Here is an 11,571-nt window from a genome sequence, read left to right as displayed (position 1 = left end):
ACTCCACAGTAAGGGATAGGCATGTCTAATAGTTTTCAGGAAGAAATCCCCAAAGCCCGCGTTAATATTAAATTGGATCTGCACACAGGCGGCGCCCAGAAGAAAGTCGAGTTACCTTTAAAATTAATGGTAATGGGTGACTACAGCAACGGTAAAGAAGAGCGCCCGCTTTCAGAGCGTGAAAAAGTTAACATCAATAAAAATAACTTTAACAGCGTTCTGGCTGACTTCAGCCCTTCCCTGAATCTGACGGTTGAAAACACGCTGGCAGGCGATCGAAGCGAAGAAAACATTTCTCTGAACTTCAACGAAATGAAAGATTTCGAGCCAGAACAGGTTGCCCGTCAGATCCCACAACTGCGCGCCATGCTGGCCATGCGCAATCTGCTGCGTGATCTCAAATCGAACCTGCTGGACAACGCAACGTTCCGCAAAGAACTCGAAACCATTCTTAAAGATCCGTCCCTGAGCAATGAGCTTCGCAGTGAACTGAACGCTCTGGCACCCAAGGCATAACGGCCTCCACTTAACGGATTAATGCGAGATAATGCTTATGTCAGTCAATACTGAAAACGCTTCTTCAAGCCAGACCACTGTCCTTGAACGCCCTGAATCGGGCACCGTGTACGCTTCCCTGTTTGATAAAATTAACCTGACACCGGTGACTTCACTGGGTGACCTGAATGATTTCCAGGACACCGCGGCCCTGGCCGACGTGACCGCCGACCAGCGTGTGACCGCTGCCGTGCAGGTGTTTCTTGAGCGTCTTAAACAATCTGGCCAGACCGTTGAGCGTCTGGATAAAACCCTGCTCGATCACCACATCGCTGAACTGGACAATCAGATCAGCCGCCAGCTTGACGCGGTGATGCATCACCCTGAATTCCAGCGTGTGGAATCCGGCTGGCGTGGCCTGAAGTTCCTGGTTGATCGCACCGATTTTCGTCAGAACGTCAAAATTGAAGTACTGGACGTCTCTAAAGACGACCTGCGTCAGGACTTCGAAGATTGCCCTGAAATCATCCAGAGCGGCCTGTATCGCCACACCTACATTCAGGAATATGACACACCGGGCGGCGAGCCAATCGGTTCTGTGATTTCCAACTACGAGTTTGACGCGTCTGCACAAGACGTCGCGCTGCTGCGTAACATTTCTAAAGTGTCCGCTGCCGCACATATGCCGTTCGTTGGCGCTGTGGGTCCTAAATTCTTCCTGAAAGATTCGATGGAAGAAGTGGCTGCCATCAAAGACATCGGTAACTACTTTGACCGTGCCGAATACATCAAGTGGAAATCTTTCCGCGATTCCGACGATTCCCGCTATATCGGTCTGACCATGCCGCGCGTGCTGGGTCGTCTGCCATATGGCCCGGATACCGTTCCGGTTCGCAGCTTCAACTATGTCGAAGAAGTGAAAGGCCCGGATCACGAGAAATATCTGTGGACCAATGCGGCGTTCGCCTTTGCGGCAAACATGGTGAAAAGCTTCATCAAAAACGGCTGGTGCGTACAAATCCGCGGCCCGCAGGCTGGCGGCGCAGTGACTGATCTGCCAATCCACCTGTATGACCTGGGTACCGGCAATCAGGTGAAAATCCCATCAGAAGTGATGATCCCGGAAACACGTGAGTTTGAATTCGCCAACCTGGGCTTTATCCCGCTGTCTTACTACAAAAACCGCGATTACTCCTGCTTCTTCTCCGCGAACTCCGCGCAGAAACCTGCTTTGTATGACACCGCGGATGCCACCGCAAACAGCCGCATCAATGCGCGTCTGCCGTACATCTTCCTGCTGTCACGTATCGCGCACTATCTGAAGCTGATTCAGCGTGAAAACATCGGCACCACCAAAGACCGCCGTCTGCTGGAACTGGAACTGAACACCTGGATCCGCACGCTGGTCACAGAAATGACCGATCCGGGCGATGACCTGCAAGCTTCTCACCCGCTGCGTGACGCTAAAGTGACCGTTGAAGATATCGAAGACAACCCAGGCTTCTTCCGCGCGAAACTGTACGCCGTACCGCACTTCCAGGTCGAAGGGATGGACGTGAATCTGTCACTGGTTTCTCAGATGCCTAAAGCGAAAGCGTAAGAGGCCGGAGACACGATGAAAATTGAACGTCCGCTGTGGGCACGAGGGATCCTTGTGTCTCCGCAACAGTTTCAACAACAGGCCTCTTTTGAGGCCTGGACTCAGGAATGCATTGCCCGGATGGGCATCATGCATCCCTGGGGTGTACTTCATGCATCCTTTGAACAGGATGCCCTTGCACAAGGGCGTCTCAAAGCACAGCGCTTGCAGGTTCGTTTTCAGGATGGTGTTTTAGTGGACACCGACTGCGCTGATCTGCTCCCTCCCACGCTGACACTGGCTGACAACCTGCCGGCAGACGCCACTGAGGCGATCGTCATGCTGGCACTGCCTCAGGTGTATGCCAATGGTGGTAACTGCCTGCAGCCTGATGAACGTGCCGAACGTCCGGTACGCTATCGCCAGGCCTGGCGTGACGTCCAAAACCAGTTCGGTGACGATAAAAAGCAAATTGCGGTGATGACACACGAACTGACGCTGCGTCTTGCAAATCAGGAAAACGGTGACTTTCAGATCTGCCCGGTAGCGCGTCTGTTACGTGATGCTCAGGGACGATGGATACAGGACATGAACTTTATCCCACCTCTGCTGAGCCTGCAGGCCAGTCACTGGTGTGGTGAACAACTCGAATTGCTGATGGTTCAGTTAAGAGCACGGTTGAAACGTCTGATGGGCATGCGTCGAGAAAGTAATGCGCGCATGGCCGACTTTGCCGTCGCTGACGTTTCGCTGTTCTGGCTTCTCAATGCCCTGAACGGTGCAGAACCAGTACTGGGGAATTTCCAGCGCTATCCGCAGGTACACCCTGAGCGTCTTTATCAGGAACTGGCACGCCTTGCGGGTAATCTGCTGACGTTCTCTCTTGAGCATGACGTGACAGCTATCCCTGCATATCAGCATGAACGTCTGACGACGGTCTTTCCGCCGTTGTTTGCATTGCTGAATATTCTTCTGGAAGCCAGCCTGCCTTCACGCGTTGTGGCTATTGACCTGGTGCATGAACCCCGCATCAATCAGTGGCGTGCAGCCCTGCACGATCCGCGTCTGCGTGAACGCGAAGAGGTGGATTTTTACTTGTCGGTTCGTTCCACGCTGTCTTCAGCTCAGATCCAGACTCAGTTCCCGCAGCTGTGTAAAGTTGGCGCACCCGATGATGTGGGTAATGTCGTCAATGTGGCCTTAAGTGGTATTCCTTTGCGTCCGTTGAGCCATGTGCCTGCAGCGATCCCACTGCGTCTGGAAAATCAGTATTTCTCTCTGGATCTTACCCATCCTGCAGCGCATCAAATGATGGAAGCAGGCACCTGCGTCTTCTACGTGCCGGGCACGCTGGGTGACATTCAGCTTGAACTCTTTGCGGTGTTACGCGCATGAGCCAAACCATGATAACGACAAAACAGTCTGTTGATATTGATGCCGTGCTGGCAGATACCTGGTTGCAGGTGATCAGCCTGCGTCAGGGAATGACCTGCTCGGAAGGGGAAGGACAAATCTTCTGGAAACGCTGCGTCGCTGATATCGAACACGTACAACAGAAACTGAAAGAAGCAGACATCAGTGAACAAAACTGTCAGCACATCATGTATGCCCAGTGCGCTATTCTGGATGAAACCGTCAAAGGGCGCAGTGTTCGGGATGACGCCTATTTTGTCTGGTGTAATTCCCCGCTGCAGGCGTACTTTTTCAAAACACTGGATGCGGGTAATCAGTTGTATGAAAGGATGCGTACAGTGCTTCGGGAACCTGCGCCGGATATCGCCGTGCTCACCTGTTTTCATCGGGTCCTGATGCTGGGCTTTCTCGGCGGTTATGCTTCGCAGGCAGTGACTGAGCGGGAGCAGTTGGTCGAACAGCTTTCCGCACGGGTCCCTGCATTCAGCTTTGCGTCATCACGTCCTGTTCTGGCAATGGCGTCTTCGAGTAATCGCCTCGCAATATGGCTACGCTACTGGCCGGTACGGCTTGGCCTCGCCGTGCTTATCATCGCCTTGCTTTGGTGCGGACTGGATCACTGGCTGTCCGGTTTATTGACGACGTTGTTGCCGGGGTCAGTGTAATGAGTCCGATGTGGCGACGTGGTTTATGGCTGTGGGCGGGTATTCTGGCCGGCACTCTGTGTCTGGTCTTCCTGCCATTTTCATCCCTGATGCGCTGGCTGGCCTTTGGATTCGCGTTGATCATCTGCCTTATGGGGATGTGGCGTGCGGGTCAAAAGCAGGTATCAGAGTTTGAAGAAAGTCATTTCGACGGGCTTCCGCCGGAGAAATACCGGCTGCCTGTCGTTTTGGTCTGCGGTGACGATCTCGCGTCTCTGTTTGGTACTGATACTGTACATGTGACAGCGCAGGGTTGCTGGTTACGGGTTGATGAAAGCAATTCTTTGCGGCAGGTTGCCCGACAGTTACTGTGGCAGCGCCCCGAGTGGGCGAAACAGCTGGCGGTCATGCTGACGGTCAATCCTCAGCAACACAGCGACGAACGCATACTCACTACAAGTCTGTATGAGCTGCGCTGGCAGCTCATGCAATTACGTCGTGACATCCGTCGTCCCCTTCCTCTGCTTCTGAACTGCACGATTGCCACCAGTGCCGCCGACGCACCGGTCTGGTTATCTCAACAGCACGTACGTCCGGTAACGCTATGGCCCACGGCCACGATGCCGGAAACGCTGACAAACTGGCAACGTGAAGCCGGTGACATCCTGCACGCCCGACGGATGAAACAGACCGTCATTTTCAACCATCAAAATGACTGGCTGAATGCGCACGTGCTGTCTGAACTGCAGGCGCGAAACGATGATGTCGCCAGTATCTCTGTGCAACAGGTGATCCTACATCAGGTCTGCGGACTGAACGGCATTGAACCCGACTCCCTCTGGCAGCAATGGCTTAGTGCACATACTTCTCTGACACAGGTTGCCGGATGGCATCCCGAGCCAGATGCCGGTAACAGTCTGCTCGCCTTCCCGGACTTTATCTTTACTGATCTGCCTTCAGGCAGCGGCATTTCATCCCGTCGTCGTGCTTTACGTCATGGTGTCACTCTGTTGACCATCGCTGCGATTGCTGCGTTGTGCAGCAGTGCCTGGCATAACCGCCAGCTTCTGCATCGTGTGGGTTTCGATATCCACCATTACAACAGTATCGGGATGCAGGATTACGTTCCAAAGGCGAAAGCGGTAGAGATATTGCGCCGCGATGCCACGCAACTTGATGACTGGTTCCGTAATGGTGAGCCTGCACGTCTCGGTCTGGGTCTTTATCAGGGAGAACGCCTGCGTTTGCCTCTGATGACTGCCATCAAAAGCTACGTTCCACCACCTCCTCCGCCGGAACCGGTCGAAAAGTCACCACCAAAAACGGTGCGTCTTGACGCCCTCTCCCTGTTCGATACCGGTAAGTACGAGCTGAAACAGGGCTCTCTCAAGATGCTGGTCAATGCTCTGGTTGATATTAAGGCCAGGCCAGGCTGGCTGATTGTGGTCGCCGGTCATACCGACAGCACAGGTGATGCCATAGCCAACCAGACCTTGTCGTTTAAACGAGCGGAATCTTTGCGCGACTGGATGCTGTCGACCAGCGATGTCTCCCCGACCTGCTTTGCCGTTCAGGGCTACGGTCAGAGCCGCCCTATTGCAACAAACGATACACCGGAAGGCCGTGCGGCTAACCGTCGTGTCGAAATCAGTCTGGTGCCGCAGGCCGACGCCTGCAAAGCAACAGCAACCCCAAGTTCATCAAATGATTGATGAATGTTTATCTTAGAAATGGAGAACTACCCATGGCAATTCCTGTTTATCTGTGGCTGAAAGACGACGGCGGTGCGGACATTAAAGGGTCTGTAGACGTTAAAGATCGCGAAGGCAGCATCGAAGTGGTTGCACAGGAACACAACCTGTACATCCCTACCGATAACAACACCGGCAAACTGACGGGTACCCGTATTCACACCCCGTTCCTGTTTACCAAAGAAATCGATTCTTCTAGCCCGTACCTGTACAAAGCGGTGACCACCGGTCAGACCCTAAAATCCGCTGAGTTCAAATGGTATCGCATCAATGACGCTGGCCAGGAAGTGGAGTATTTCAACACCAAACTGGAAAACGTCAAACTGGTGAAAGTCGCGCCAGAAATGTACGACATCAAAGATCCATCAAAAGAGAAACACAACCACCTCGAGCGCATTGAACTGCGTTACGAAAAAATCACCTGGACTTACAAAGACGGCAACATCATTCATTCCGATTCCTGGAACGAACGTACCACCGCGTAATACCTCACAGCAGACGGTTCGCCGTCTGCTGTTTTTGTTGTTTCCAAAACTGCCCTGACCCAACGGACAGTTTCGTAAACACCAAACACTTCGGACATCGACCTTATGGGCCTGGGTTTCCTGCAAAGGAAAAGGCTAAGGGCGGTAGCGTACCTAAAAAAGGGAATTCTGCATGGAACAACAATCAGCCGTCTTACTTCGCCGTCTCAACCCGTATTGCGCTAAAGCACTGGAAGCCGCCGCCACCTTGTGTCAGACACGTGCACACGCAGAAATCACCGTCGAGCACTGGTTGCTGAAGTTGCTGGAGCTGGGCGAAGGCGACATTACCGTGCTGGCCCGTCGCTATGAATGGGATATGGACGCCTTGTGGCAAAGCCTGCTTGCACACCTCGATGCCCTGCCGCGCACGGTTCATACCCGCCCGCAGCTGTCCGGTGATTTACAGGCGCTGATGAAATCCGCCTGGCTGGCGGCGTCCTTGCAGGACGACAATGAGACGGTGCGCAGCGTTAACTTGCTGGAAGCGCTGGTCGCCAAACCTAAGTTGCTGCATTGCGAAGGTCTGTGGCCGTTGTTCAGCCTGAGCGAAGAACATATCCGTCGCCTGAAACCGATGCTGGATGCCATTTCAGAAGAGCGCCCGGAGCTGCAACAGCAGGAAAGCCTGAGCCGCACGCCTTCATCCCTTTCCGATACCCCCTCAGAACAGAATGCCGATGCCAGCGTATCCGGCCAGTCGTTGAGCGAAGCGCTGCAAGCCGCGCTGGATAAATTCACGCTGGACGTTACCGCCAAAGCCAAAGCCGGACACATTGATCCGGTATTTGGTCGCGATAATGAGATCCGCCAGATGGTGGATATTCTGTCCCGACGTCGTAAAAACAACCCGATTTTGGTCGGCGAACCGGGCGTCGGGAAAACCGCGCTGGTGGAAGGTCTGGCACTGCGCATCATCGAAGGCAACGTGCCGGACAGCCTGAAGACGGTCAGCCTGCGCACGTTAGATCTCGGTCTGTTACAGGCCGGTGCCGGTGTGAAAGGCGAGTTCGAACAACGCCTGAAAAACGTCATCGACGCGGTTCAGCAGTCTCCAACGCCGGTTCTGCTGTTTATCGACGAGGCCCACACCATTATCGGTGCCGGTAATCAGGCCGGTGGCGCCGACGCCGCTAACCTGCTCAAACCCGCTCTCGCACGCGGCGAACTGCGCACCATCGCCGCCACCACCTGGTCTGAGTACAAACAGTATTTTGAACGTGACGCCGCCCTTGAGCGCCGCTTTCAGATAGTCAAAGTGGATGAGCCGGACGACGAGATGGCCTGCCTGATGCTGCGCGGACTAAAATCCCGTTACGCGCAACACCACGGCGTGCACATCACCGACGAAGCGGTCAAAACCGCCGTCAGCCTTTCGCGCCGCTACATCACCGGTCGTCAGCTGCCGGACAAAGCCGTCGATCTGCTCGACACCGCATCCGCCCGCGTTCGCATGAGTCTCGATACCCTGCCGGAAGCGCTGACCCGCCTTAAGGCACAGATCGCCGCGCTGGGGATGGAAGAACAAGCATTACTGGAAGACATCGCACTCGGCAGCCAGTCCCACGGCGACCGTCTGGAGAAAATCGGCGAATTGGATCGCGAACTGAATGCACAGCTTTCTTCGCTCGAAACTCAGTACGAAGCCGAACAATCCCTGACCCATCAGTTGCTGGAAATCCGTCAGGACATCAGCCGTCAGGAAGATATTCATTCTTTGCAACACCAGCTGGCGCAGTTGCAGGGCAGCGCTCCGCTGCTGTCTCTGGATGTAGATGTGCGCACCGTTGCGACCGTCATTGCCGACTGGACCGGCGTGCCGCTGACCAGTCTGCTCAAAGACGAACAGACGGATCTGTTGCAGCTTGAGAACCATCTGGGCAAACGCGTCGTCGGGCAGGATCATGCGCTGACAGATATGGCACAGCGCCTGCGCGCCGCCAAAACCGGCCTGACTTCTGAGAACGGCCCGCTTGGCGTATTCCTGCTGGTCGGCCCGAGCGGCGTCGGTAAAACCGAAACCGCACTTTCCCTCGCTGACTGCCTGTTCGGTGGCGAGAAATCGCTGATCACCATCAACCTCAGTGAATATCAGGAAGCGCATACCGTTTCCCAGCTCAAAGGCTCGCCTCCGGGCTACGTCGGTTACGGTCAGGGCGGCATTCTCACCGAAGCCGTGCGTAAACGTCCGTACAGCGTCATCCTGCTCGATGAAGTGGAAAAAGCCCACCGTGACGTCATCAACCTGTTCTATCAGGTGTTCGACCGCGGCTTTATGCGCGACGGCGAAGGCCGCGAAATCGACTTCCGTAACACCGTGATCCTGATGACTGCCAATCTCGGCAGCGACCACATCATGCAGTTGCTGGATGAGCAACCGGAAGCCACCGACGGCGAGTTACAGGAAATGCTGCGCCCTATCCTGCGTGATCACTTCCAGCCCGCGCTGCTCGCCCGTTTCCAGACGCTGATTTATAAACCCCTGAACGCCGTGGCGCTGCGCACCATCGTTGAGATGAAACTGGCGCAAGTCGCCAAACGTCTGAACAAACATTACGGCCTGCGCTGCACCATCGAAGAAAGCCTCTACGACACGCTGGTCGTCGCCTGCCTGCTGCCAGACACCGGCGCGCGCAACATCGACAGCTTGCTCAACCAGCAGGTCCTGCCGGTCCTGAGCCAGCAACTGCTGCAACGCATGGCCGGTCAGCAGCGTACAACCACGCTGGCGCTGGGCTGGGATGAAGAAGACGGGATCACGCTGGAATTTGACGGAGAAGAAGCATGAGCATACCGACATCACCGTTTTTCGATCACAGTCACCACAAACTCGCCGTGCATGGCAGCAGCGCACCGCTGGATATCCTGAGCTTTGAAGGTCAGGAGTGGCTGAGCTCGCCGTTTAAATACGACATTCAGTTCACCAGCGCTGACAAAAACATCGATGCGAAAACCATGCTGATGCAGGATGCCTCGCTAACGCTACAAGCTCCGGTTGCCGAAGCATTCGGCGTGTCCGCTCAGCAACCGCTGCGCGTCGTCCAGGGCGTCATCACCGGGTTCAAACATCTCTCCACCTCAAAAGATGAGAGCCGCTACGAACTGTGTCTGCAACCGCGCCTCGCGCTGCTTTCCCGCAGCCATCAGAACCGTATTTATCAGGACATGTCCGTGCCGGATATCGTGGATAAAATCCTGCGCGATCGCCACTGCATGCGTGGACAGGATTTTGTCTTCACGCTCGCTAAAGAGTACCCGCGTCGCGAGCAGGTAGTGCAGTACGGGGAAGATGACCTGAGGTTTATCTCACGCCTGCTGGCGGAAGTCGGTATCTGGTTCCGCTTCACTGCTGATCCGAAGCTAAATATCGACGTCGTCGAGTTTTACGATGACCAGCAGTTCTACCAGCAGGGACTGACCCTCAGTGCGGTACCACCGTCCGGCATGCACGACAGCGGCGTCGAGTCCGCGTGGGCGTTATCGAGCATCCATCAGGTCGTGCAAAAATCCGTCAGCACCGGTGATTATAACTACCGCACCGCAACGTCTGACCTGTCAGGCAGTGCGGATATTACCCGGGGTGATCCCCGCACCTACGGCGAAGCCTATCATTACGCTGATAACTACCTTACCGCCGGCGCCGAAGGCCGCGATTCTGAAATCGAGAGCGGCGCATTCTACGCCCGCCTTCGACATGAACAGTATCTGAATAATCAGACGCGCTTTGCAGGTGTGGCTAATGCCGCCACCTTGATGCCGGGCATGGAACTGAAGGTGACCGGCAGAGATGCTCCGCAGGCGTTTACTCAGGGTGTGATTATCGTTCACACCCGTAGTTCGGCACGTCGTGACAAAAGCTTTGAAGTTGAATTTGAGGCTATTCCGTATTCCGAGGATTATTGCTTCCGGCCTGTCCCGACCAGCAAACCGGTGATGGCCGGCACCCTACCTGCCCGCGTCACCAGTACCACCGCCAATGACTCTTACGGGCATATTGATAAAGACGGGCGCTATCGCGTCAATATGCTGTTCGACCGCGACGCCTGGGAACAGGGGTACGAAAGTCTGTGGGTGCGTCAGGCGCGCCCTTACGCCGGTGATACCTACGGCATGCATCTGCCGTTGCTGGCGGGGACTGAAGTGGCGATTGCCTTTGAGGACGGTAATCCCGACCGTCCGTATATCGCCCACGTGCTGCACGATTCTGCGCACGGCGATCACGTCACCATCCAGAACTACAAACGCAACGTCCTGCGCACGCCATCGAACAACAAACTGCGCCTTGACGACGAACGCGGCAAAGAGCACATCAAGCTCAGCACCGAATACGGAGGCAAAAGCCAGCTGAACCTCGGCCATTTAGTGGACAGCGGGAAACAGCAGCGCGGCGAAGGGTTTGAATTGCGCACCGACAGCTTCGGGGCCATCCGTGCTCAGAAAGGGATCTTCATCAGTGCCGACGGCCAGTTAAAGGCGCAAGGGAAAGTGCTGGAGATGGATGCTGCGCTAGCAGAGCTTGATGCTGCACGCCAGATCACTGCAGGTTTGAGGAATGCCGCAGAAGCAGCACAGGCTGAGCTCGCTGATTTAGCGAAACAAACTGATCTTATGAACGCCAGCTTAACGCAGCTAAAACAGCAAGTTTTGTTAATGTCTGCACCTTCTGGCATTGCCATGGTGACTCCAGCCAGTGTGCAGTTATCTGCACGTGAAAACTTAATCGCTACCACAGGCGAGAACGCTGACTTCAGCATAGCGAAGAAATTCAGGCTTGCAGTCGGAGATGCTCTAAGTCTTTTTGCCCACCGAATGGGCATAAAGATGTTCGCGACCGCGGGAAAAGTAGAGATTCAGGCACAAAACGATGCATTAGATCTGCTGGCACAAAAGCAACTCACGATCGCCAGCCAGGAAGATAAAGTGTTGATAACCGCAAAAAAAGAACTTCTTCTCAATTGTGGTGGTTCTTATATCAGGCTCAGCGAAGCAGGAATTGAGATGGGCACAGCAAAAAATGTCCTGATGAAATGCATTGTGGTACAGCGTATGTCCGCAGCAACGTTAGAAAGTACGATACAAATTCCTTCAGGTTGTCGTCCTGGTGTTGTTAAAGCCAGCCAGGCACAAAATCCTTCAGTCAATCTCAAATCATAATCATCACTGGT

8 protein-coding genes are annotated in these 11,571 nt (G+C 54.6%); all 8 read left to right on the top strand.

Features of this window, described 5'->3' with window-relative positions:
* The first annotated feature begins 21 nt into the window (after positions 1 to 21).
* The 8 genes from tssB to J1784_RS17750 all read left to right on the top strand — a co-directional run bounded on the left by tssB (position 22) and on the right by J1784_RS17750 (position 11,560).
* Positions 22 to 516 carry a type VI secretion system contractile sheath small subunit gene (gene tssB, locus J1784_RS17785; protein WP_119824279.1) on the top strand — a complete coding sequence of 165 codons (495 nt, stop codon included), beginning with the start codon at positions 22 to 24 and terminating at the stop codon, positions 514 to 516.
* 31 nt (positions 517 to 547) lie between these two features.
* Positions 548 to 2,095, top strand: coding sequence for a type VI secretion system contractile sheath large subunit (gene tssC / locus J1784_RS17780; RefSeq protein WP_217150308.1), 1,548 nt, complete (start codon positions 548 to 550; stop codon positions 2,093 to 2,095).
* Between the two features lie 15 nt (positions 2,096 to 2,110).
* Positions 2,111 to 3,469 (top strand): type VI secretion system baseplate subunit TssK, encoded by a 1,359-nt coding sequence (tssK, locus tag J1784_RS17775; protein ID WP_217150307.1) that lies wholly within the window; start codon positions 2,111 to 2,113, stop codon positions 3,467 to 3,469.
* The gene (gene tssL, locus J1784_RS17770; RefSeq protein WP_217150306.1) at positions 3,466 to 4,152 is read left to right on the top strand and encodes a type VI secretion system protein TssL, short form; all 687 of its coding nucleotides are present in this window, start codon (positions 3,466 to 3,468) and stop codon (positions 4,150 to 4,152) included. Before tssK ends, tssL begins: the two co-directional genes overlap by 4 nt.
* A complete protein-coding gene (locus J1784_RS17765) occupies positions 4,152 to 5,843 on the top strand; it encodes an OmpA family protein (protein ID WP_217150305.1) in 1,692 nt (563 codons plus the stop codon). Before tssL ends, J1784_RS17765 begins: the two co-directional genes overlap by 1 nt.
* 32 nt (positions 5,844 to 5,875) lie before the next feature.
* Positions 5,876 to 6,367: an Hcp family type VI secretion system effector gene (locus J1784_RS17760; protein WP_217150304.1), complete on the top strand. Its 492-nt coding sequence runs from the start codon at positions 5,876 to 5,878 to the stop codon at positions 6,365 to 6,367.
* A 172-nt stretch (positions 6,368 to 6,539) separates the two neighbouring features.
* A complete protein-coding gene (tssH, locus tag J1784_RS17755) occupies positions 6,540 to 9,194 on the top strand; it encodes a type VI secretion system ATPase TssH (RefSeq protein ID WP_217150303.1) in 2,655 nt (884 codons plus the stop codon).
* Positions 9,191 to 11,560: a type VI secretion system Vgr family protein gene (locus J1784_RS17750; protein ID WP_120509877.1), complete on the top strand. Its 2,370-nt coding sequence runs from the start codon at positions 9,191 to 9,193 to the stop codon at positions 11,558 to 11,560. The genes tssH and J1784_RS17750 overlap by 4 nt, the downstream gene beginning before the upstream one ends.
* The last annotated feature ends 11 nt before the right edge of the window (positions 11,561 to 11,571 follow it).

The organism is Rahnella ecdela (assembly GCF_019049625.1).
GTDB lineage: Bacteria > Pseudomonadota > Gammaproteobacteria > Enterobacterales > Enterobacteriaceae > Rahnella > Rahnella ecdela.
This window is presented reverse-complemented; position numbering and strand designations above follow the sequence as displayed.

Coding starts and splice junctions, on each gene's coding strand:
- tssH (WP_217150303.1), top strand. CDS start 6,540: ATGGAACAACAATCAGCCGTCTTACTTCGCCGTCTCAACCCGTATTGC.
- J1784_RS17760 (WP_217150304.1), top strand. CDS start 5,876: ATGGCAATTCCTGTTTATCTGTGGCTGAAAGACGACGGCGGTGCGGAC.
- J1784_RS17765 (WP_217150305.1), top strand. CDS start 4,152: ATGAGTCCGATGTGGCGACGTGGTTTATGGCTGTGGGCGGGTATTCTG.
- tssL (WP_217150306.1), top strand. CDS start 3,466: ATGAGCCAAACCATGATAACGACAAAACAGTCTGTTGATATTGATGCC.
- tssC (WP_217150308.1), top strand. CDS start 548: ATGCTTATGTCAGTCAATACTGAAAACGCTTCTTCAAGCCAGACCACT.
- tssK (WP_217150307.1), top strand. CDS start 2,111: ATGAAAATTGAACGTCCGCTGTGGGCACGAGGGATCCTTGTGTCTCCG.
- tssB (WP_119824279.1), top strand. CDS start 22: ATGTCTAATAGTTTTCAGGAAGAAATCCCCAAAGCCCGCGTTAATATT.
- J1784_RS17750 (WP_120509877.1), top strand. CDS start 9,191: ATGAGCATACCGACATCACCGTTTTTCGATCACAGTCACCACAAACTC.